This is a genomic window from Pseudoalteromonas sp. Isolate3, assembly GCF_022398505.1.
Classification (GTDB): Bacteria; Pseudomonadota; Gammaproteobacteria; order Enterobacterales; family Alteromonadaceae; genus Pseudoalteromonas; species Pseudoalteromonas apostichopi.
This window is the reverse complement of record NZ_JAKEVN010000044.1, coordinates 1-22933: the sequence shown is the minus strand read 5'-3', so window position 1 is coordinate 22933 and position 22933 is coordinate 1. Positions and strand designations below refer to the sequence as shown.

At 42.2% G+C, this 22933-nt stretch carries 21 protein-coding genes; 11 read left to right on the top strand and 10 right to left on the bottom strand.

Going from position 1 to position 22933, the window contains the following annotated elements; all coding sequences use genetic code 11:
* Positions 1 to 11 precede the first annotated feature (11 nt).
* Positions 12 to 377: a PilZ domain-containing protein gene (locus L1D46_RS10640; RefSeq protein ID WP_130052174.1), complete on the bottom strand. Its 366-nt coding sequence runs from the start codon at positions 375 to 377 to the stop codon at positions 12 to 14.
* A gap of 115 nt (positions 378 to 492) precedes the next feature.
* Positions 493 to 2166: an energy-dependent translational throttle protein EttA gene (ettA, locus tag L1D46_RS10635; protein WP_130052173.1), complete on the bottom strand. Its 1674-nt coding sequence runs from the start codon at positions 2164 to 2166 to the stop codon at positions 493 to 495.
* Between the two features lie 199 nt (positions 2167 to 2365).
* Between ettA and metA the strand changes: the two genes are divergently transcribed.
* The 4 genes from metA to L1D46_RS20975 all read left to right on the top strand — a co-directional run bounded on the left by metA (position 2366) and on the right by L1D46_RS20975 (position 8260).
* On the top strand, positions 2366 to 3313 hold the full coding sequence (gene metA, locus L1D46_RS10630; RefSeq protein ID WP_130052172.1) for a homoserine O-succinyltransferase: 948 nt from the start codon (positions 2366 to 2368) through the stop codon (positions 3311 to 3313).
* Positions 3303 to 4370 carry a homocysteine S-methyltransferase family protein gene (locus L1D46_RS10625; protein ID WP_239977539.1) on the top strand — a complete coding sequence of 356 codons (1068 nt, stop codon included), beginning with the start codon at positions 3303 to 3305 and terminating at the stop codon, positions 4368 to 4370. The genes metA and L1D46_RS10625 overlap by 11 nt, the downstream gene beginning before the upstream one ends.
* A 9-nt stretch (positions 4371 to 4379) precedes the next feature.
* Positions 4380 to 7010: a methionine synthase gene (metH, locus tag L1D46_RS10620; protein WP_239977538.1), complete on the top strand. Its 2631-nt coding sequence runs from the start codon at positions 4380 to 4382 to the stop codon at positions 7008 to 7010.
* 209 nt (positions 7011 to 7219) lie between these two features.
* The gene (locus tag L1D46_RS20975; RefSeq protein ID WP_239977537.1) at positions 7220 to 8260 is read left to right on the top strand and encodes a GGDEF domain-containing protein; all 1041 of its coding nucleotides are present in this window, start codon (positions 7220 to 7222) and stop codon (positions 8258 to 8260) included.
* 40 nt (positions 8261 to 8300) lie between these two features.
* Here the strand turns inward: L1D46_RS20975 and L1D46_RS10610 are convergent, their stop codons facing one another.
* Both L1D46_RS10610 and L1D46_RS10605 read right to left on the bottom strand, forming a co-directional pair.
* A complete protein-coding gene (locus tag L1D46_RS10610) occupies positions 8301 to 8498 on the bottom strand; it encodes a CsbD family protein (protein ID WP_130052324.1) in 198 nt (65 codons plus the stop codon).
* 197 nt (positions 8499 to 8695) lie between these two features.
* The gene (locus L1D46_RS10605; RefSeq protein WP_239977536.1) at positions 8696 to 9463 is read right to left on the bottom strand and encodes a transporter substrate-binding domain-containing protein; all 768 of its coding nucleotides are present in this window, start codon (positions 9461 to 9463) and stop codon (positions 8696 to 8698) included.
* A gap of 169 nt (positions 9464 to 9632) precedes the next feature.
* Between L1D46_RS10605 and hrpB the strand changes: the two genes are divergently transcribed.
* Positions 9633 to 12053, top strand: a complete 2421-nt coding sequence (hrpB, locus tag L1D46_RS10600) for an ATP-dependent helicase HrpB (protein ID WP_239977535.1) — start codon at positions 9633 to 9635, stop codon at positions 12051 to 12053.
* A 150-nt stretch (positions 12054 to 12203) separates the two neighbouring features.
* Entirely contained in the window at positions 12204 to 12641 is a 438-nt protein-coding gene (locus L1D46_RS10595; RefSeq protein WP_239977534.1) for an acyltransferase, read from the top strand.
* A gap of 7 nt (positions 12642 to 12648) precedes the next feature.
* On the opposite strand, the gene L1D46_RS10590 is transcribed toward L1D46_RS10595, so the two are convergent.
* Both L1D46_RS10590 and L1D46_RS10585 read right to left on the bottom strand, forming a co-directional pair.
* Complete coding sequence (locus L1D46_RS10590; protein ID WP_239977533.1) at positions 12649 to 13746, bottom strand: alkene reductase; 1098 nt, start codon at positions 13744 to 13746, stop codon at positions 12649 to 12651.
* A gap of 98 nt (positions 13747 to 13844) precedes the next feature.
* Entirely contained in the window at positions 13845 to 14732 is an 888-nt protein-coding gene (locus L1D46_RS10585) for a LysR substrate-binding domain-containing protein (protein ID WP_130052165.1), read from the bottom strand.
* A gap of 110 nt (positions 14733 to 14842) precedes the next feature.
* On the opposite strand from L1D46_RS10585, the gene L1D46_RS10580 reads away from it, so the two are divergent.
* The 3 genes from L1D46_RS10580 (at position 14843) to L1D46_RS10570 (ending at position 17514) form a co-directional block, all read left to right on the top strand.
* Positions 14843 to 16024, top strand: a complete 1182-nt coding sequence (locus L1D46_RS10580) for an MFS transporter (RefSeq protein ID WP_239977532.1) — start codon at positions 14843 to 14845, stop codon at positions 16022 to 16024.
* Positions 16025 to 16113: 89 nt separating this feature from the next.
* Positions 16114 to 16581 (top strand): nuclear transport factor 2 family protein, encoded by a 468-nt coding sequence (locus L1D46_RS10575; RefSeq protein ID WP_239977531.1) that lies wholly within the window; start codon positions 16114 to 16116, stop codon positions 16579 to 16581.
* A gap of 225 nt (positions 16582 to 16806) precedes the next feature.
* A complete protein-coding gene (locus tag L1D46_RS10570) occupies positions 16807 to 17514 on the top strand; it encodes a TorF family putative porin (protein WP_130052162.1) in 708 nt (235 codons plus the stop codon).
* Positions 17515 to 17589: 75 nt separating this feature from the next.
* On the opposite strand, the gene L1D46_RS10565 is transcribed toward L1D46_RS10570, so the two are convergent.
* From L1D46_RS10565 to L1D46_RS10555, 3 genes are read right to left on the bottom strand one after another with little or no spacing between them, the layout of a single operon-like run.
* Positions 17590 to 17805 (bottom strand): hypothetical protein, encoded by a 216-nt coding sequence (locus tag L1D46_RS10565; protein WP_130052161.1) that lies wholly within the window; start codon positions 17803 to 17805, stop codon positions 17590 to 17592.
* 48 nt (positions 17806 to 17853) lie between these two features.
* Positions 17854 to 18744, bottom strand: a complete 891-nt coding sequence (locus L1D46_RS10560; RefSeq protein ID WP_130052160.1) for a dienelactone hydrolase family protein — start codon at positions 18742 to 18744, stop codon at positions 17854 to 17856.
* 48 nt (positions 18745 to 18792) lie between these two features.
* The gene (locus L1D46_RS10555; protein ID WP_130052159.1) at positions 18793 to 19944 is read right to left on the bottom strand and encodes a hypothetical protein; all 1152 of its coding nucleotides are present in this window, start codon (positions 19942 to 19944) and stop codon (positions 18793 to 18795) included.
* 128 nt (positions 19945 to 20072) lie between these two features.
* On the opposite strand from L1D46_RS10555, the gene L1D46_RS10550 reads away from it, so the two are divergent.
* Both L1D46_RS10550 and L1D46_RS10545 read left to right on the top strand, forming a co-directional pair.
* Positions 20073 to 20537, top strand: coding sequence for a MarR family transcriptional regulator (locus L1D46_RS10550; protein ID WP_130052158.1), 465 nt, complete (start codon positions 20073 to 20075; stop codon positions 20535 to 20537).
* A gap of 86 nt (positions 20538 to 20623) precedes the next feature.
* Positions 20624 to 21373 carry an RIO1 family regulatory kinase/ATPase gene (locus L1D46_RS10545; protein WP_178926677.1) on the top strand — a complete coding sequence of 250 codons (750 nt, stop codon included), beginning with the start codon at positions 20624 to 20626 and terminating at the stop codon, positions 21371 to 21373.
* Positions 21374 to 21405: 32 nt separating this feature from the next.
* On the opposite strand, the gene L1D46_RS20915 is transcribed toward L1D46_RS10545, so the two are convergent.
* Positions 21406 to 22818 (bottom strand): family 43 glycosylhydrolase, encoded by a 1413-nt coding sequence (locus tag L1D46_RS20915; protein ID WP_275668437.1) that lies wholly within the window; start codon positions 22816 to 22818, stop codon positions 21406 to 21408.
* Between the last annotated feature and the right edge of the window lie 115 nt (positions 22819 to 22933).

Genomic DNA, 22933 nt, shown 5'->3' with positions numbered 1-22933 from the left:
CTGGCAAATGTTTACTCTGGTGCGTGAATTAAATGGCCTAACTCGCGATGTAATAATGCTTCATCACCCAAGTTTAGCTCAATCAGTCGTTTTAAGTGAGTAATACTATCAATATCTATATGTTCACAGCGAAGGCCTGCATGTTGATGCTCAATATGGCACAGCTCCACTTGCATTTTTATCTCGATATTTGACTCTGGCAGGGTAAAGATTAAGTCTGCCTTACTATGAATAGGCACTAAAAATGAATCACTTTTAGTAATAAGCGCACCTTGCAAAGATAGATCAAGTAACTGACAGTGGTAGTCGTTATCTTCGATGCGAAGGATCGCAGGGCAAGAAAATAATACCCGCGAAAACTCTCTGCGTTCATTCATAACTTTATCTCCACCTATATTAACTTAATGAGTATAGATCATTATGAAATTAGTGAGGGAAATGATTATAGCAACAAAAAAGCCCCTAAATCGGGGCTTTTTGAGTATCAGCTAATTAGCCAATTTTTTTGTATTTAATACGCTTAGGTTGTGCCGCTTCTGCGCCTAAGGTTTTCTTCAGCCACTCTTCGTATTCTGTGTAGTTACCATCGAAGAAGTTAATTTGGCCTTCGTCACGGTAATCAAGAATATGTGTAGCAATACGGTCAAGGAACCAACGGTCATGCGAGATACACATTACACAGCCTGGGAACTCTAAAATAGCGTTCTCAAGTGCACGTAATGTTTCAACGTCTAGGTCATTGGTAGGCTCATCCAGTAGTAACACGTTACCACCTGCTTTTAATAACTTAGCTAGATGTAAACGGTTGCGCTCACCACCTGATAAGTCTTTAACGAATTTTTGTTGGTCGTTACCTTTGAAGTTAAAGCGGCCAACATAGGCACGGCTTGGGAATTCAAAGTTACCAATTTTTAATACGTCTTGGCCGTTTGAGATTTCTTGGAAAACGGTGTTGCTTTCGTCCATGTCACCACGGAACTGATCAACGGTTGCAAGCTCAACAGTATCACCAACAAGGATCTCACCGCTATCTGGCGTTTCTTCACCACTTAGCATTTTGAACAGGGTTGATTTACCCGCACCATTAGCGCCGATAATACCTACGATAGCGCCTTTTGGCATTGCAAAGTTTAAGTCATCGATTAATACGCGATCGCCAAAGCTTTTCTTCAGACCTTTCACTTCGATAACTTGGTCACCTAAGCGTGGACCCGGTGGAATGAATAGTTCATTTGTTTCGTTACGCTTTTGGTAATCGTTTTGCTGTAGCTCAGAGAACTGTGCCATACGTGCTTTAGACTTAGCTTGACGGCCTTTCGGGTTTGAACGAACCCATTCAAGTTCTTGCGCGATTGATTTTTGACGTGCTTTTTCAGATTTCTGTTCTTGTTGTAAACGTAAATCTTTTTGCTCAAGCCACGATGAGTAGTTACCTTCCCAAGGAATACCTTCACCACGGTCAAGTTCTAAAATCCAACCTGCTACGTTATCTAAGAAGTAACGGTCGTGGGTTACAGCAACCACGGTACCTTCGTAATCGTGTAAGAAGCGCTCTAACCAAGCAACTGACTCAGCATCTAAGTGGTTGGTTGGCTCGTCAAGAATAAGCATATCTGGTTTTTCAAGTAGTAAACGACAGATCGCAACACGGCGACGCTCACCACCCGAAAGGTGTTCAATTTTTGCATCCCAAGGTGGAAGACGTAATGCATCAGCTGCACGCTCTAACACGTTGTCGATATTGTGACCGTCGTGCGCTTGGATGATAGCTTCAAGTTCGCCTTGCTCTTTAGCAAGTGCATCGAAGTCAGCACCGTCCATTGCATACTCGTTGTATACTTCATCAAGGCGGTTTAGTGCATTTTTAACTTCGCTTACTGCTTCTTCTACTGTTTCGCGAACTGTTTTGCTTTCGTCAAGCACTGGCTCTTGCGGTAAGTAACCGATTTTAGTGCCAGGTTGAGGGCGAGCTTCACCTTCAAAGTCTTGATCAACACCAGCCATAATGCGAAGTAACGTTGATTTACCTGCACCGTTTAGACCTAGCACACCAATTTTTGCGCCTGGGAAAAAGTGTAAAGAAATATCTTTTAAGATAGTGCGCTTAGGTGGCACAACCTTAGAAACTCGACTCATCGAGAATATAAACTTATCTGGTAACACCATGAAAGGAGCCTTCAATTTATAAGAAAAATTAACAGCGTATATTGTAGAGGCTCTGTCGCGTATACGTCAACGAAACAGGCTTTTATGGGCTTTGCTTTCAAACAAATAAAATTCATTTGGACATCTAAACATCTAGAGGTTGAAATTTCTAACTATCCGTTCATAATTAGCAGTCAGATAAGTATGCTCGGAGCCAGCTATGCCCATTACAGTAAAAGATGAATTGCCAGCCATTGCAAAATTACGTCAAGAGAACGTGTTTGTAATGCCAAAAAGTCGTGCTAAAACGCAAGAGATTCGTCCAATGCGTTTGGCTATCTTAAACTTAATGCCAAACAAAGTTGAAACCGAAGTGCAATTTATTCGATTATTAGCTAACTCACCGTTACAAGTTAATGTTGAGTTGCTGAGGTTGGATACTCATCGCACGAGTAGTAACTCTGAGCAGCATATGGATACTTTCTATCGTTATTTTTCAGAAGTGAAAGATAATAACTACGATGCCATGATCATAACAGGCGCGCCGCTTGCTCATTTAGAGTATGACGAAGTTGCTTACTGGGATGAACTAAAAGTTATTTTAGATTGGGCAGAGCAGCATGTTACGTCTACGTTGTTTTCGTGTTGGGCGGCCCATGCTGGGCTTTATCATCACTATGGTCTGAAGCGTGATCTGAAACCAAATAAACTCAGTGGCGTATTTACCCATAAAAGTTATTTTGATCATGCGGCACTTACCCGAGGCTTTGATGACACCTTTTTAGTGCCACATTCTCGCTATGGTCATATTGATATCGAGAAGATCAATGCCTGCGATGAGCTGGTTGTGTTAGCAGGCTCTGAGCGAGTAGGTGCCTATTTAATTAAAAATAAATCAGGTAGCCAAGTATATATTACGGGCCATCCAGAGTACGATGCCCATACCCTAAAAGGGGAGTATTTGCGTGACCAAGAAAAATCAGCTGATGCGCCTAAGCCAGAAAACTACTTCCCTGACGATAACCCAGATAACGAACCGTCGAAAACGTGGCAAAGCCATGCCTTTTTATTGTTTTCGAATTGGTTAAACTATTATGTGTACCAAACTACACCGTATGATATTAACTTAGTTAGCCAAGATGTAAGGACTAACAACTATGCCGAGTAATGCAGTGAATAAACGCGAACAATTAACCGAGGCGCTAAAACAGCGAATTTTAATCCTCGATGGCGCGATGGGCACCATGATCCAAGAACATAAATTAGAAGAACAGGATTATCGCGGTGAGCGCTTTAAAGACTGGCATGTACTTATTAAAGGCAATAACGACTTATTAAGCCTGACTCAGCCAAAAATCATTGCTGATATTCACCGTGCTTACTTAGAAGCCGGTGCCGATATCATCGAAACCAATACTTTTAATGCCACGACTATTTCGATGGAAGATTACGACATGGCTAGCCTTAGCCGCGAAATCAACCTAGAGTCAGCTAAGCTTGCACGCGGCGTATGTGATGAGTTTGAAACAAAAGATCCAAGCAAGCCTCGTTATGTTGCAGGCGTACTTGGACCAACATCAAAAACCTGTTCTATTTCGCCAGATGTAAACGATCCAGGTTATCGAAATATCAACTTTGATAAGCTGGTGGCCGCGTATGTTGAGTCAACACTTGCACTTATGGAAGGCGGTGCAGACCTCATTTTGATTGAAACTATCTTTGATACGCTTAATGCAAAAGCTGCTTCGTTCGCTGTGGAAGAAGCATTCGAACAGGCTGGTCGTAGTTTACCTGTGATGATCTCAGGCACCATTACCGATGCCTCAGGCCGTACTTTATCAGGCCAAACAACAGAAGCATTTTATAACTCAATTCGCCATATTAAGCCGCTATCAATCGGCCTTAACTGCGCCCTTGGCCCTGACTTACTGCGCCAGTATGTTGAAGAGTTATCCCGTGTTTGTGAAACCTTTACCTCGGTGCATCCAAATGCAGGTTTACCGAACGAGTTTGGCGAATATGATTTAGAAGCCCCTGAAATGGCAAAAGAAATTATTGATTGGGGCAAGTCTGGCTTTATCAACATTGTAGGTGGTTGTTGCGGCACCACACCGGCTCATATAAAGGCGTTTGCGAAAGGCCTTGAAGGTGTTAAACCTCGCCAATTACCTGAGCTTGAAGTGCGTATGCGCTTATCGGGCCTTGAAGCGTGTAACTTAAACTAGGAAACCGACATGACTGACCAAATTGCTGTATTTACTAACGTCGGTGAGCGTACCAATGTAACAGGCTCGGCTAAGTTTAAACGCTTAATCATGGAAGAAGATTACGAGACTGCCCTCGATGTTGCCCGTGAACAAGTAGAAAATGGTGCGCAAGTGATTGATATCAATATGGATGAAGCCATGTTGGATTCGAAAGCTGCGATGGTAAAGTTTTTAAATTTAATTGCATCAGAGCCTGATATCTCAAAAGTACCTATCATGGTCGACTCATCGAAATGGGACGTTATTGAAGCAGGCTTAAAATGTATTCAAGGTAAAGCCATTGTTAATTCAATTTCACTTAAAGAAGGTGAAGAACCGTTCATACGGCAAGCCAAAATAATAAAACGTTTTGGTGCCGCTGCGGTTGTTATGGCGTTTGATGAAGCCGGTCAAGCTGAAACCGCTGATCGTAAGTTCGAGATTTGTCAGCGTAGCTACAAAATACTTGTTGATGATATTGGCTTCCCGCCAGAAGATATTATTTTTGATCCAAATATTTTTGCTGTAGCAACGGGCATTGAAGAGCACGATAATTACGCTGTTGAATTTATTGAAGGTACGCGTCGAATCAAGCAAGGCTTACCGCATTGTAAAGTGTCGGGCGGTGTATCGAATGTGTCGTTTTCGTTCCGTGGTAACAACCCGGTACGCGAAGCTATCCACTCAGTGTTTTTATACCATGCGATTAAAGCGGGTATGGATATGGGTATTGTAAATGCTGGCCAATTAGCGGTTTACGACGATATCCCCGAAGAGCTGCGTAAAGCAGTGGAAGATGTGATCCTCAATACCGACCCCGGTGCAGGTGAGCGACTTGTTGAACTTGCACCAAAATACTCAGGTATGGCCCAAGCAGAAAAAGTTGAAGATTTAGAATGGCGTACATGGCCTGTTGAAAAGCGCCTTGAACACGCGCTAGTAAAAGGCATTACTGAGTATATCGACGAAGATACTGAAGAGTGCCGTAAGAGCAAAGCTAAGCCAATTGAAGTTATCGAAGGCCCGCTTATGGATGGCATGAACGTAGTAGGTGACTTATTCGGTGCGGGTAAAATGTTCTTACCTCAGGTTGTTAAATCTGCCCGTGTGATGAAGCGTGCCGTTGCCTATCTTGACCCTTTCATTGAAGCTGAAAAAGAAGAAGGCGCAACGAACGGTAAAGTGGTTATGGCAACCGTTAAGGGCGACGTGCACGATATTGGTAAGAATATCGTAGGCGTAGTACTGCAATGTAATAACTACGAGGTCATTGATCTTGGTGTGATGGTGCCGGCAGAGAAAATTTTGCAAACTGCTATTGACGAGAAAGCCGATATTATTGGTTTATCAGGGCTTATTACCCCTTCGCTTGATGAAATGGTGCATGTTGCTAAAGAAATGACTCGCCGTGGTTTTGAATTACCGCTACTGATTGGTGGTGCAACAACCTCTAAAGCGCATACCGCGGTTAAAATTGAGCCGCAGTATGATAAAGGTGTGGTTTACGTAAATAATGCTAGCCGTGCTGTGGGTGTGGTCTCTAATTTATTGTCTAAAGAATTAAAGCCAGCTTTTTTAGAGAAAACTAAAACTGAGTATGAAAAAGTACGTGAGCAACAAGCACGTAAAAAGCCACGTTCAAAACCAGTTACTTTGCAGCGAGCTCGCGACAACGCAGCTAAACTTGATTGGGACAACTACACGCCACCAGTGCCGAAAAGGTTGGGTGTAACTGAGTTTAAAGATGTTTCGATTGCTACTTTAAGACAGTACATCGACTGGACACCTTATTTCATGACTTGGTCAATTGCTGGCAAATACCCACGTATTCTTGAAGATGAAATTGTCGGTGAACAAGCAAAAAGCTTATTTGCTGATGCCAATGCAATGCTTGATGAGCTTGAGCAAACAGGTGCGCTACAGCCACTAGGTGTAATTGGTTTATTCCCAGCAAACCGAGTAGGGGATGACATTGAGATTTATACCGATGAGTCACGTACAACGCTTTTAACTACATCGTGTCATTTGCGTCAGCAAACGGAAAAAACCGACTTTGCTAACTACTGCTTAGCTGATTATATTGCGCCAAAAGGCACCCCCGATTACTTCGGGGCCTTTGCGGTAACTGGTGGTCTTGAAGAAGATGACCTTGCCGATGCCTTCGATGCTAAGCAAGATGATTACAATAAGATCATGGTTAAAGCAGTTGCAGACCGTTTAGCAGAAGCCTTTGCTGAGTATTTGCATGAGCAAGTGCGTAAAGAGTATTGGGGCTATGCGGTAGATGAGAATCTATCGAATGACGAACTTATCCGTGAAAACTACCAAGGTATTCGCCCAGCGCCAGGTTACCCTGCCTGTCCTGAGCATACAGAGAAGAAGAAAATTTGGCAGTTACTCGATACCGAGCAGCGTATTGGTATGAAGCTAACCAGTTCATACGCAATGTGGCCGGGAGCTGCTGTATCTGGCTGGTATTTTTCTCATCCTGAAGCTAAGTACTATGCTGTGGCGCAAATTCAAAAGGATCAGGTTGAAGATTATGCCAAGCGGACCAACATGACACTTGCAGAAGCTGAGCGTTGGTTGTCGCCTAATTTAGGCTATGAACCTGAATAGTAGTTAGTTATTAGCTTTAAATTTTAAATGAAACGAGCCAAATCTGGCTCGTTTTTTTACTGCTATATTGCCATTATTTTGTGCCCATTTTTTGATCATACTTTTTTATCTTTAATGCATTTTCATAGCTTAATTATTGGTAATTTCCTTCTAATTTAAATATTTGTGTTAAAGTTATTGAGGTTGAGCAAGGAGTCTAAGGTGGAATTGTGATTGATACTGTGAATGCAAGCGAGAGAGATAAAGCGCGATTCTTACGCGTATTTGCATTTATTGGTGCAGTGACCTCTTTGTTGATGTCGGTCACAAGTTATCAAGATGGCTACATCGCGTTAAGTTATTTATTAATTGTTGGCGTTGTAATTTTTGCTTTGCCTTTTTTAATAAAGGGGCGTGATCAATTTATCTCAGTACTCATGCTATACGCACTTTATGCAATGATGTGCTTCTTAACTGTCTCGGGTGGCAGCAATGGCACAGGGCCGTTATGGCTATTTATTGTATCTCCCGTGACCTTTTTTATTCGTGGCTTAAAGCGCGGTGCCTTTGATCTTATATTACTCGCCATTATTATCTCGGTGCTTTTCTACTTTACCGATCAATTAGGTTATTACAGTTATCCGAGCTACTACTTTCCTACACGGGTCATGCTGTGTTTCTCGATTTTATGTATTTTGGCCGGCTTCTACGAATATTACCGTAATAAATACAGTTTGCAGTTAATGGAGCAACTTAAGCTTAATCAAAAGCTTGCTCGCACAGACGCGATGACAGAACTCGCTAATCGTCGCTATGCAACAGAATGTTTGCAAGATGAGCGCTTTGGTGAAGGGTCAGTGTTTTTACTGATGGATGTTGATAACTTTAAACAAATCAACGACACCTACGGACATCAAGTGGGCGATGAGGTGCTGATATTTTTTGCTGATGTATTTAAAAAAGTGTGCGCAGAAGGAGATGTTATTTCCCGTTGGGGCGGCGAAGAGTTTTTAATTGTGATCCCGACAGGCTATGAACTTAGGGCCAGAAAAGTAGCTGAAAAAATCCATAAAAAACTCGCTGAAAAGCCATTTAAGAGTGGCCAGCATCGTTTTCATGTCACCTTAAGTATTGGCTTGTACGTGCGCGTTGCTGGTGAGAGCATGGATCATTGTTTAAACATTGCCGACAAACGGCTATACCGCGCTAAATCACAAGGTAAAAATCAAACGGTCGCTGAAGTAGATTTAGCAAAGCATGAGCCAGCTTAAAATATAAAGCCGCAATAAGCGGCTTTATTGATTGCTCAAATTAATGGCCTTTTTCAAAGTCGCTGACTTCACGCTCAGCTTCTTCTTTCGATTTACCGTATTTTTGCTGAAGCTTACCAACCAGCTCTTTACGGCTACCTTCAATTTTATCTAAATCATCATTGGTAAGGTCACCCCATTTACGTTGTGCTTTACCTTTAAGCTCTTTCCAATTGCCTTCTAAACGATCGCTGTTCATCATAATCTCCTTACTTTGTTAAACATTCACTTTAATTAAAGCAATCGCTGTACCATATGTTTTATTTGGTTAACTTGTTGATTAGTAGTTGTTTTGTTTTTTATGATAGTAAGGAGGGAGGATAGAAAGTTGCAATTACTACGTAGTTTTTAAAGAAAGTCTGTAAAATTTTCTGTTCCGGTAGTGCTTTATGCTGCTCAGTGACTTTTAGATGTATAGCGATTTATTATACGTATATATTCTTCAGTTGATTTGAGCTTACGTAAGCTCTCGTTAAATAGGTCTCTTAAGGCTTCGTCACGAAATAAAAAGCCGTTCGAATTCTTGCCAAATAATGCAAATCGTTGCACTGGTTCAGAGACATCAATTTCCCCCTTGATGTTAATTAATGCTCGGTAATAGTCAAAAATTTTACCGTCCATCTGGATCACCTCATAGCGCTTTCGATACAAAAGTTGTACTTGTGCTAATTGATCATAAGTTTCTGCGTATTGTGGATTTTCTCTGGCCATTACTTGATATTCTGGCGAGAGTAATTCTTTAGCACCTTGCCATGAAAGAACACTAAAGTGTTTTAATTGGCCAATAGAATTAAGCTGAAGGTTTTGTTTGGTTAGGCTAAAAGCAAAGTTCTCATAGCTGTAAGCAATATCTGAAAAGTAGCCGCTCATTCTATGAGTCTCGATAACTTTTTCATTTATATCATAAACAACATCAACTAAGTTTTCATTGTATAAAGTGATCCGTCTTGCATAGGGGGCGTAGACGAATTGTATTTGATAACCATGTGCACCGAGTGTCGCGCGAAGCAAGTCCGGAATAATGCCGGAGTTGTCTTCAACCATTACCCAAGGCGGCATGGTATTTCCAAGTGCTACCGTAATTTTTTGCTGACTAAACGCATTTTGAAACGGCAAAACCAAAAGTAGCAAGGTGATTAAAATGTGAAAGTAAATCCTGAACAAGTTAATTCCTTATCCTGATTTTTGTTTGGTTGCTTAATCAAGAATAAGCCTAAACAGGCAGAATGCAATGTTTTCACTTGTAAAGCTCGATACAGAAAATAAGCCTCTATTCATCGCAACTTTTGATTTTTTGATACAATGCGCGAAAAGAAAGTAAGAGATACCTAACGTGCTGCCAGTTCAAGATATTTATCAATCCCTGTTAACCATATTACAGAGTAACCCTATGGCCTTATTGCAAGCGCCACCGGGAGCAGGTAAATCAACATGGCTGCCTCTTACCTTGATGCGCGAAGGGCACTTTAAACGCATTGTAATGTTAGAGCCAAGACGACTCGCCGCTCGCAATATTGCTCAGTACTTGGCAAGTCAGCAAAATGAAAAAGTCGGCGGAAGTGTCGGCTTACGTATTCGTGGCGAATCAAAAGTAAGCGCTGCAACAAAGCTCGAAATAGTCACCGAAGGCATGCTGACGCGTATGTTACAAAATGACCCAGAGCTAAGTGATGTTGATTTACTTATATTTGATGAATTTCACGAGCGCTCAATTGCTGCTGATACAGCTTTGGCATTTGCCCTCGAAACACAGGCGGCACTTCGCGATGATTTAAAAATCTTACTGATGTCGGCAACCTTAGACGGCGATCGTTACAGTGACTTTTTTAGCTGCCCTATTATCTCATCTCAAGGGCGAAGCTACCCCATTGATGAAGTGTATATTCCACTTAAAGACGAAAGCCGCTGGCTTGATGATATACCCGCCGTGATAAAACAGGCGCTTAGTGAGCAAACGGGTAGTGCTTTAGTATTCTTACCAGGACAGCGTGAAATCATACGCGTTCAGCAATCTCTAAACGATTTAGCTGATAGTGTCGAAGTATTTAGCTTGTATGGTGAGCAAAATAAAAACGAGCAACAAGCTGCTATAGCGCCAGCTAAAAATGGCAAACGCAAAGTGGTATTAACCACCAATGTGGCTGAAACCAGTTTGACCATTGAAGGAATACGCATTGTGGTTGATAGCGGCAAACGCCGTGCTGCTAATTTCAATTTAAAAACCGGTGTCACTGAACTTGTTACTCAAAGTATCTCTCGTTCTTCAGCTATACAGCGCGGTGGTCGTGCTGGACGTATTGAGCCGGGGGTTGTGTATCGATTAGGCTCTAAGCAAACCTTTGAGCGCCGTAACAGCCATGATGCGCCAGAAATTCTTACCAGTGATATTAGTCAGTTGTTATTAGAGACAAAACAGTGGGGGGCATCACTTGCTGAGCTAAGCTTACTCGACCCACCAAGTAGCCAGCAAATTAAGCAGGCAACGGCACTTTTGAAAATGCTCGAAGCTATTGATGAAAATGAAAAGCTGACCTCGCTTGGCAGCCAAATGCTGAGCTATGGAGCCGATATTCGCCTCTCGCACATGCTTATTAAAGCAAAGCAACTAGAGCAGCGCATGCCTGGTATTTATATATTAGCGGGGTATTTAACTGCACTGCTTGAAAGCCGCATTAGTATGCCTGCTGATCTTAATTTGGCATTACATAGTCAGCACAGCAAACCGCACCCAGTATTTAAGCAGCAATTAACTTATTGGCTATCACGCTTGCAGCTCAAGCCGGTTGATGAGCTTAAAACAGAGTATTTAGCGGTGCTGGTGGCGCTTGCTTTTCCTGACCGGCTAGCAAAAAAGCGCGGTAATGGTTATTTACTTGCCAATGGTGCGGGCGCAGACTTAAGTGAGGAGTTTTGGCATAACGATGATTATATTGCCATTGCTCACATGGGCGGTCATAAGGGAAACCGTGTTTTCGCTGCTGTTGCCTTTATGCCAAGTGAGCTTGAAGATGAGCTTTCGCATTTATTTACTGAGCAAACTCGCTGCGAATACGATGAGAAAGCAGGGCGCTTTATCCATCAAGATGAGCTCAAGCTCGGTGCTATAACCATAGCGAGTCAGCCAAGTAAACAGCCCCTAGATAAGAGCGAGCGCACTAAAGCGTGGTTAAACTTATTTAGTAAGCAGGGCTTTTCGTTATTTAATGAACAGCCCGACAGTGAGCAGTTACTGATTCGAATGAGCTTAGCAAGTAAGCTATTACCCGAATCATTCCCACTTTTTAATCGTGATGAATTAATCGTTGATAACCAATGGCTTGCACCTTATTTTGATGATATTAAAAACCTTGAGCAGTTAAAAAAGTTTAACTACAGCGAAGCGATTAAAAGCTGTTTTGATTGGCAGCAGCAAAGCTTATTAAATGAATTACTGCCCTTACGATTAATCGTGCCAAGTGGTTCAAATGTAAAAGTGACTTATCAGCTTGATGGCCCTGCAAAGCTAAGTGTTCGTATGCAAGAAGTGTATGGCATGACCAGTACGCCTTTACTTGCGCAAGGTAAGTTGCCGTTATTAATGGAGTTATTATCGCCAGCTCGGCGACCGCTGCAGCTAACCCAAGACTTAGCTAACTTTTGGCAAACAAGTTACCGCGACGTGCAAAAAGAAATGAAAGGGCGTTACCCAAAACATTTTTGGCCAGACAACCCTGCCATCAGTCAAGCGACCAACAAAGTGAAAAGTAAAATGTGACTGTAATGAAGTGAGCGCTTAGCTCAGCTTTATTGCCTACCTTAGAGCTGTTCACTTCATAAACCGTTACAATTTCTAGCCTTGTTTTGGTTTCTCTTTTACTGGTTGTTTAGTAGTCTGAATTAGTCATTAGTAAAAAAGAGAAAGTCGGTGTCTGCTGCTATAACCCTTACTCAATACGTTAAAAAACGCACAGGTGTGCCCATTGGCCATAAAGATTCGCTGCGCAATATGCTGACACGTTCGCTAGGGGCGAGTTCGTTTTATCTATTTTGGCGATATTGGAACCCGGTGTGGAGCTATTATTTGTCTCGTTATGTGATGAAGCCTTGCAATGACATTATGCCGGTTTGGTGTGCCGTTGTGGTGACCTTTTCCGTAAGCGGAGCGCTGCACGATTTAGCAGTGAGTTTAGTGAAGTTAAAGCCAATATTCTTTTTTACTCCTTGGTTTACTGTGATGGGCGCTTTGGTATTGCTAAGCAAGTACAGCCAACTTCAGTTTAGCTCTGCTCCTTGGTGGTTAAGAGCGCTCGCCAACATCAGCTTTATTGTGCTGGGCTATTGGTTGACGAGCTTACTTTTTTAGCGTGTTATTACGTTGCTAAAGGGTAGTCGGTGTAGCCTTTAGCACCGCCTCCAAATAAGGTATCTGGATCATGCTGAGCAAGCTCAATACCTTGTTCAATACGAGCTGGCAGATCTGGGTTGGCAACAAACGGACGACCAAAGCCAATTAAATCAGCCCAACCTGCGGCTAATGCTTGCTCTGCTTTATCGCCAGTGTACTTGCCTGCATAAATCATTAATCCGGCATAGTTTTCACGTAGTGCTTGCTTAAAGCTTTGCTCCATTAGTGGCGCGTCATCCCAATCAGCTTCGGCAATGTGCAAGTAAGCAACGTTTAGGTCATTGAGTACTTTTGCTGCGCCAATATAGGTTTCAAAGGGGTTATCATCAACCGTACCATTGAGTGTTGTGAGTGGTGCAAGGCGCACGCCTACACGCTCAGCGCCAATTTCATCACAAACCGCTTGTGTCACTTGTTGTAAAAAACGTAAGCGGTTTTCTAAACTGCCGCCGTATTCATCAGTGCGTTGGTTCGACTCTGAATCAATAAATTGATTAATTAAATAACCATTAGCAGCATGTAGTTCAATACCATCAAACCCTGCATCAACTGCATTACGGGCAGCTTGGCGGTATTCGTTTATAACCTGTTTGATGTCGTCATGGCTCATTGCGAGTGGCAGTGATGTGGCAACAAAGTCGGGTTTGTCATCTTCATCAATAAAAACTTTTACGTCCTTGGCTGCAATGGCTGCAATGGCTGATGGCGCAATGGGTTGCTCGCCACCCGTGTTACTTGGGTGAGACACTCGGCCAACATGCCAAAGCTGAGCGAACATAATGCCACCAGCTTGATGAACTTTGTCGGTTACTTTCTTCCAACCGACAATTTGCTCGGGAGTATAAATACCCGGCGTCCAAGCATAGCCCTTACCTAGCGCTGATATTTGTGTACCTTCGCTAATGATTAAGCCTGCGCTGGCACGTTGGGCATAGTAGTCGGCCATTAACTCATTGGCGATATCACCCGGTTGTGATGAGCGAGAGCGAGTCATTGGTGGCATAACAATGCGGTTTTTTAATGTATGACCGGCAAGTTGTACGGTTTCGAATAATTTGTTCATTACGGCTCCTTAAAAGCGAATATGCTTTCAGCATAACGAAAGTTATTTATGAAATTAATGCCAGTAATCACAAAACACTTTTGCTAAAAATGAAAAAACTATAGCGTTAACCTTGGTGCTATAAAGTCTAAAAATGCTAATACTCGTGATGACACACCGCTGTTTTGATAATACACCGCATGCACTTTTTCGCGGCGATTAGGGCTCAGCACTTCGCCTTCGAGCACTTTTACTAAACGGCCTGCTTTTAAATCTTCATTGATCATAAATTCCGACAACAAGGTAATGCCGTGACCTTGAATACAAAGCTGGCGAACAGTTTCACCACTTGAAGCACTGATTGAAAATTTAAGCTCTAAAGGCGTGGTTAGCGGCCAGTGGTTTAAATGCGGTGCATCGGTAAAACCAATAAGTTGTTGTGAGGCTAAGTCGGTTAGCTCATTTAATGGTGGTGCAGCTTGTAAATAATCAGGGCTTGCTACTAGCTGTAGTTTGCTTATGCCCAAAGTGCGCGCATGCAAGTTTGAATCAGCAAGTTCGCCAATACGAATGGCAATATCGGTTTTATGTTCAAGCAAATCGATAATGTTGTCGTGGCTGGTGATCTCGAGCTTTATATCAGGATAAGCGTGATTAAAGGCTTTTAAATGTGGCGCTAATTGGTGAAACACAAAGGGGCTCGCGGCATCGACTCTTAACTTTCCTGATGGGGCACTGTGTAGGAGTTTTAAGGCTTCTTCGCCTTGTGCAAGCTGACTGAGTGCTTCTCTAGCATAGCCTAAAAATAACTCGCCTTCTTCGGTCAGCTCAATGCGCCTTGTGGTGCGATTGAATAAAGTAACGTTTAAGGATTTTTCGAGCCGAGTCACCGCCCGTGATATTTTTGCTACTTGCTCATCTAAGGCATTGGCTGCACTTGAGAACCCGCCGGTATCAACCACGCTAATAAATGCTTCTAAATCTTGGGTATTGGAGACAACACTCATGGCTTTACCTTTTCATTTTTGACAAAAGTATTTTGTCACTATCGCTATTTTTTGCAAATTTAATTTTAGCCACAATAGTCGCACTTTCAAAAATTAATAGAGGATATGTGATGCCAATAGCATTACTTGCGTTAACTCTCAGTGCGTTTGCCATAGGCACCACTGAGTTTGTGATTGTCGGCTTAGTACCAACTATCGCTGATGATTTGATGGTTTCGTTACCGAGTGCTGGGTTACTTGTTAGCTTGTATGCATTAGGGGTTGCGGTGGGGGCGCCAGTACTAACTGCGCTTACTGGGCGCTGGAATCGAAAACATGTATTACTTAGTTTAATGAGTCTTTTTGTTATCGGTAACTTACTGGCTTGGCAAGCACCTAGTTATGGTAGTTTGATCACCGCAAGGGTTCTAACAGGCCTTGCTCATGGGGTATTTTTCTCAATTGGTTCAACCATCGCTACCGGGCTTGTCAGTAAAGATAAAGAAGCCAGTGCTATCGCGATTATGTTTACTGGTTTAACGGTTGCATTAGTAACCGGTGTGCCATTAGGGACTTGGATTGGTCAACATTTTGGCTGGCGAGCGACCTTTTTAGTGGTGTCTTTATTGGGTTTAATAGCACTTATTGGCAGCGCATTTTTAATTCCAAGCAACTTAAAGCAAAGTAAAGCAGCCGCGTTGGGTGAGCAATTAAAGGTAATGGTGCAACCTAGGCTTTTACTGGTGTATTTGATGACCATACTTGGTTATGGTGGGACATTTACTGCTTTCACTTACTTAGCGCCCATTTTAGAGCAGCAAACTGGTTTTGCATCTGCCACCATTAGCTTAATCATGCTGGTTTACGGGGTATCGGTTGCTGTTGGGAATATCTACGGTGGTAAGTTAGCCGATAAAAAGGGCCCGATTAGTGCGCTTACTATTATCTTTAGTGCTTTAAGTATTGTGCTATTAGTACTGACCTTTACCATGCAATCTAAAGTAGCAGCGGTACTAACCATACTCGTATGGGGGGCATTTGCATTTGGTAATGTTCCTGGGCTGCAAGTTTATGTGGTTAAACTTGCTGAAAAATTCACACCCAATGCAGTTGATGTGGCCTCTGGGTTAAACATTGCAGCGTTTAATATCGGTATTGCGCTAGGTTCAGTGTTAGGAGGCGTTGTCGTTGAAAACTACTCATTACAAGACACTGCTTGGATTGGCGCTATTATTAGTTTAGCGGCGTTAATTGCAACAAGATACAGCGGTTATTTAGATAAACGAGCGCTTATAAAGCCACAAACAGCTTAAAAATAAACTATTGATAGTTAGGGGTTTTGTCGTTATTTTAGGTTCGTAATTTGATTCTTAGTCAATAACTAAAACCACAAGGAATAACGATGAAGCACCTTTATTTTCTGGCTATTTGTTTGCTAAGCGCATTTAGCAGCCATGCAAAGCAAGCTAACCCAGAGCTGACAGCATTAGCACAGCAGTACTTCAATACCATGGTTGCAACACAAGCACCTAATGCCACCAAAAAAGAGTTAGAAGCCTTTTTAGCTTTATTAACTGACGACGTAGCAAACCAGCACTTACCTTATCAAACTGATGATTCAAGAGAACCAGATGGTAAAGCCATGATGCGCAAAGGCATGACTTTTTACCTTGGGGCGCACACTGAATATCAAGCAAACTTACTCGATATCTTTATTTTTAATGATTCGGCCATTGCCTTACGTTATACCCATCACGCTAAAGGTATACACCCACAAAACCAGCAAGAAATTGAATACACGCAAACCATTATGGATGTGCTCGAAATAGAAGATGGCAAGATAGCGGTTATTCGTAAATACCACGAATGAATCCATCAATTTTGAATTAGGCTACTTTTCTACGATCCTTTTTCATATAAATAACCTAAACTTAATGATGATAAATTTAGTTCGTATCAATGACATTGGCTTAAATTTAGACTGAGTAAAATTTTATTTGTGCGGTGATGTAATTTAAGTGCATCCCAAAAATGATGTTTTATCTGTAATTGAGAATGATGCTAAACATAACTGCATTAAGTTTAGGAAACCAACATGACAACAAGACAAACAGTATTAGCGGCAGCGTTGCCATTGGCATTACTATCGACATCAGCAATGGCTGACTTATCGGCTACGGTTACATTGGCGTCAGATTACACCTTTAACGGTGTGAGCCAAACCATGAATGATCCAGCGATTCAAGGCAGCTTAGATTATGCCTTTGCGGATTCAGGTATGTATGTGGGGACTTGGGCTTCAAATGTAGATTTTGGCGATGGTACTGACATTGAGTGGGATGCGTATTTCGGTAATTATGTTGAGATAAACGACGCCCTTAGTGTTGATTATGGTATTGCTTACTATTCATACCATGGTGAAGATTACTCAAGCGACGGTAACTATTTTGAGACTTATGCAAAGTTTGGCTATACCAATAGCCTAGGTTTCACAGAACTTAACTTTTGGTACGCTTGGGATTACTTTGGTACCGATGCAGGGCATGTGATTTCTATGGTTGCCCATACCTTTGAAATTGCACCAAATCATGCAATTCGTGCCAGCTTTGATATTTCTAATTCTCTCGATGGTAATAAGTTTGCCTGGGATGGCAACGATAAATCATACAATCATTATCGTTTAGCTTATCAAACAAGCTTTGCAGGTTTTGATTTCGAGCTTGCTGGCGAAAACACCAGCCTTGACTGGGATACCGCAGATGAGCGAATTGTAGCGTCTATTTCACGCAGCTTTGATTTATAAGCTCTGCTTTAATAAACGAAACGGCTAACCTTGGTTAGCCGTTTTTTATGCTTAGAGTATCTTAATGGATGAGGATTAAATCTCTTCGCCTTCGTGCTGCATCGCTAAATCATCAAGCTCAGCAAGGGTGTAATCAAAGTCACTCGTATCGACTTCGTAACGTATTTTCACGCCATAACCACCTTGGCAAAGTGTCGCAGTGACTTTAGCCACTGACCAATGTTTAAGCTTGTTTAAAAACCGATTGGCGGTTTGCTGTGAGTCAAAGCGATAACTGACTTGCGATTCCATCTCTTTTCTAGCCTAAAATTTTTTCGAGAGTGTATGAAATTGCTCTGTTTAAATCAATTGCTCATTGAAAAACGCCAATGTGCGTTGCCATGAAAGCTCTGCCTGCTTTTCATCATAACGCGATGTGGAGTCGTTATGAAAACCATGATTTGCTTGTTCATACATATGCATAGTGTAAGGCACTTGATGGGCTTTTAAGTCGCTCTCGTATTCTGGCCATGTTGCATTAACGCGGTTATCAAACTCAGCTAAATGCACTAGTAGAGGGGCTTTGATGTTTTGTCTGAGCTCTTTGACTGCGGGTGTTCCGTAGTAGGGTACGCCTGCATTAATTAGTTTGCTATCAACTGCTGCTAGGTAGTTGACCATATAACCACCAAAGCAAAAGCCTACCGCACCAAGTTTGCCATTACTATTTGGGTGTCTTTTTATATATTCAGCTGCGGCGATAAAATCTTGTTGGATTTTTTGTTTATCCATAGAGCGCTGCATTGCACGCCCTTCATCATCGTTGCCAGGGTAGCCACCAAGAGGGTGTAATGCATCTGGCGCAAAGGCAATAAAACCGGCTTTGGCAAGGCGACGAGCAACATCTTTAATATAAGGGTTTAAGCCTCTGTTTTCGTGGATCACTAAGACTAATGGGTGCTTACCGGTTAAATTAGCGGGTTCGACTAAATAACCTTTTCCTTCGCCATGACCTTTAAACGAATCAAAGGTTTTATAGCTGGCTTTAATATCAGGGTCATTAAAGGATACTTGCTCAGCTAATGCGTAGTTTGGCAGTAAAGCGCTACTTAGCATTGCCATTGAATAACCAAGGGCTGCTAAGCCACCAAGCTTTTTCATAAAGGTGCGGCGATCCATTAAGCCATGGGCGTATTCATCGTACCAATCGAAAGCTTCTTGGGGAATGTGGTTATGGCGTTGCTCAGTCATACTTATATCCTTTAAAAACGAGTTAGGTTTATAACTTTAGCTGAAATATCAGCGATTAACAGCCAATTGCTTTGTTTGCATTAGTACATCCATAAAGCGGCGCTGCCAAATAGCCTTAAAGGCTTTGTTAAATAGGAATAAAAATATTAGCGGCATTAGCAACAGCTTTAAAATCAGCAGTGACAAGATATTCAAAAAGTCGATAAATAAGTCTTCGACGGCAGCCACCATGTTGCTAATGCCAGAGGTAACGGTATCAATAATTTTACTCACCTGTGACGATTGGTTTTGATTGAGTGATGCGTTAAGGTTTTCTAATTGTTCGTTTAAGGCGTCTTTGTCTAGGTTAAGCGCTCTTTGTTGCGCGAGTACAGCATTAAATTGCTTTGTTAATTGCTGCTTTTTATCAAGTAGTGGCTTGGCTTGTTCAAGCTCAGTAAAAGTGAGTCTTTCAGACAAGCTGCGGGTTGCTTGAATCGCTTCTATTTGTGTTTCGATCTCTGCCAAATCACCTTTGAGCTCAGTGGCTCGCTGGTGGTTTTTAATTTGCTGCTCATTTAATAGCGATAACTTGTCGAAGATGGTTTGTTTTTCACTATCGACCTCTGCTTTTAGCTTAGCCGATAGGGCAGAGGCATTATTTGCACTGCTATTAACCGTCTCTACTTTTTCGCTCACAATTTCACTTTGCTGGTTTATTTGCTCATCTAAGAATATCTGGCTAACGAGGCCTGTTGTAAGCACCACCGCAGGTACTAAAAAGCGAATTAAAATCAAGCTTGCCATAATCTTATGACGTACGTTAGGCAAATAATTACGCCATTCACAAATAAAGTAAGCGACAACTGAAACTGTAAATACACCGCTAAAAATAACTCCAGAAGAAATGGTGTATAAAATGCGCTGTAAGAATAACGAGCCTATTGCAAGGCGCATGGCATCCGACATGTATTCTGCTAAGTCATTTACTGGGTCAAGAAGCTGTGCAGGTTGAATACTGGCAATACCAATGCCCACTTCGGCTGATTGCAACAGCGATATAGCAGCATTGACTGTTCGAGATGAAGCATAGACAAGTGTTGATTGCACAAGGGCGCTGTCGATAAAGCGCATGATGAAATGGTTATAATGCTCTAGCCAACAAAAAAGTAGCAGTATTGAAAGAGATAAATACTTGATAATATGTTGCTTAGTTAGCATAACGCCCCCCGACAGTTTTTACGCTTACTCACGCTACACTATTCATAGTCGTAGAAGCAATCTAATAGGATTGAATTATTTTGCCGCTTAACTGTCTATGAATTGCTATTAATCGTTTTAGAGGAAATATGAAAGAACCTGCATCAATTGGCCAGTGCTGTATTGAAGATTTAGATCCCGTGCAAGACTTAGGTCGCTTAGTCTCTTATTTACGTTCAAACCTCGTTACTCACCTTGATGATGCTTTAGAGGATAAAGAGCTAACGTCGGCCCAATATATTGTGGTTGTGCTACTTGCGCGTGGTAAGGTAAATACCTTGGCTGAGCTTTGTGAGCACATGATGTATGACCGTGGCGCTATGAGTCGGTTACTTTCTCGTTTAGAAGACAAGGGCTTGGTTGCTAAAAAGCAGTCAGTTGAAGATCGCCGTTCAACTCTTTTATGCCTCACGAAAAAGGGCCAACAACTCTATCCTGAAATTTTACCAACCGTAAATGATATCTATCGCAAAGCACTTACAGGCTTCTCTGATGATGAGCAAAAGCAACTCGCAAGCTTGCTGTTTAGAGCAATTCATAATTTAAAAGCATAAATTTCTCTAAGCGGTACATTGTCGCTGTTAGAGCATTTTGATAATATAGTTGCCTAGGCATTTAATTTTAACAAGTCCGGGTTGTTATGTTTGAATCATCTTTGCTCGCGCAGCTTCACGCGCAATTTCCAGCTCATCAATTTAGCCCAGAAGGTTTGTCGGTTGTTCATACAGGCCGCTTTGCTAATGCCATTGTTTATCGTTACAAAGATGCGAAATTTGATTTAATTATTAAAGACTTTCAGCACAGCCCATGGTGGGTGAGAAAAACTATCGCGCCGCTTTTTATCAATCAGGAGTACAAGGGGCTGGCACGCCTGCAAGACGTAGACGGAGTGGTCGATAACTTTTGTCGTTTGTCATCTATTGCCATTGTTTACGATTTTATAGAAGGCACGCCACTTCGCCAGCTTGCCTTGCAACAGCAGCACTTACCGAGTGATTTCTTTAAAGAGTTTGAGCGTTTAGTTGCAAAAATGCACCGCCGCGGCGTGGTGCATCTGGATTTACGTAATTTGGGAAATGTGATTTGTTCAAAAGACGGTAAGCCTTACATCATTGATTTTCAGTCAGCGATTCGCTTTGCACGCTTTCCGCGCTGGTTACAGCGTTTTATGCGTGGTGCTGATATGAGTGGGGTTTATAAAGCGTGGCAGAAGTTAGCCAATGATTCATTACCACAAACGAAGGCTGATTATTTACACGACTTTAATCATGTTCGTAAGCGTTGGATTTTTAAAGGTTATCCCATACAACGCGCCTACTTATGGTGTAGTGGGGCAGTGACTCAGATACTCAACTCTGACTTTATTCGCAGTATATTAGATAGATTATAAAAAGCGCGCTTGCACGCGCTTAATGGGGAGAACTAGTATTTAGGCCAGCCATTAGCATCCCAATTAAGGGTGCTTATGAGCAATTTTGGCGTGCCATTATCACCTGCATCATAGGCATGACGAACAATCACATCGGTATTTAAAATGTCTTGTCCTCCTGGGCCTACCCATTGGCTATTACCCGCATCAAGAATGCTGCCGCCGCTGGCTAACATGTTGATGCCATTTTTATCTAGATATGGACCACGAATGTCAGTAGAGCGACCGTAAGCAATGCGGTATGTACTATTGGTACCATCACAGCATTTGCCAACCGAAACAAACAAATAGTAGTAGCCCTGGCGATACACTATGGTAGGTGCTTCGATCCCACCTGAGCGACTAGCTAACGAATAGATTTGGCCAAATGGTTTCATGGTCATCGGGTTAATACGTGTGAGTTTAATGCCCGAATTCCATGAGCCAAAGGCAAGCCAAGGTGCACCATCTTTTGCCACTACAAGATCTGGGTCGATGGCGTTGTAATTATTGCTATTGGTGGTATTGATTACTAAACCATCATCACGCCAATCACCTGTTGCCACACTACTTGCAGAAGTAAGGCCAATAGCACTAACACGTGAACCAAAGGTCGAAATAGAATAATAAAGCCAGCTGCGGCCATTGTAGCTTTTTAATTCAGGCGCCCAGACATCAATTCCATCATGATCTGGCACGTAGTTACTCCACCAGCTTAAACCATTTGAGAAAATCGGTTGCGCATCATTCCAATCTACACCGTTGCTTGAATACTTACCGTAGATACCTGGGCCCGTTTGAAAAACCCACCAGGTGCCATTTTCATAGCCAAGGGTTGGATCGTGGGTGACTAAATTACCTGTAAGTGGCCAGTGATCTGCAGTGCCATTTGTCGTTGATGGATCAAATGGTGTTGATTCAACATTAGCAAGCTTGGTTAGTTGCCATTGCTGCGCATCGCTGCCGTTGTAGCTCCACTGGCTAATATTCGCTCCATCGTTGCCATCAAAAGCATATAAGTCGAGTGCTTTACCACTGTGATCATTTATGAAGCTGTAGTAGCCGCTACCTTCATCATTAATTTGCCAATGTTGACTGGCAAGATTAGCGTATTCATATTGCACAACATTGCCACCATCGGCAGTTGAGAAGTCAAACACTTCTAGGGCTTTACCACTATTTAGATTAATAACCGAATAGTTGCTGCCACCTATGTTGGTAATTAACCAGCGCTGAGTATCGTGATTAGTGTTAGCCCATTGACTGACATTCGCACCATCATTGGTTTGTGCGCTGGCAACTTCAACAAACTTAGCACTGTACTTTGATTTAATCGTGTATACGCCATTATCAATCGCATAGGCACAGGGAAGTATCAGTGTTGATGCAAAGCTAAGCGCAGCGAGCGCTTTTTTTGAAAGTATCATTGTGTCTCCAAATCATTGTTATTGAGCTTTCCTTGTGTGTTCTGCTCCTTGGATGAGTTTTGATCAACACCAATCAATTAATAGCAGTGGTGCAGATTAAAACTATTTATAATAC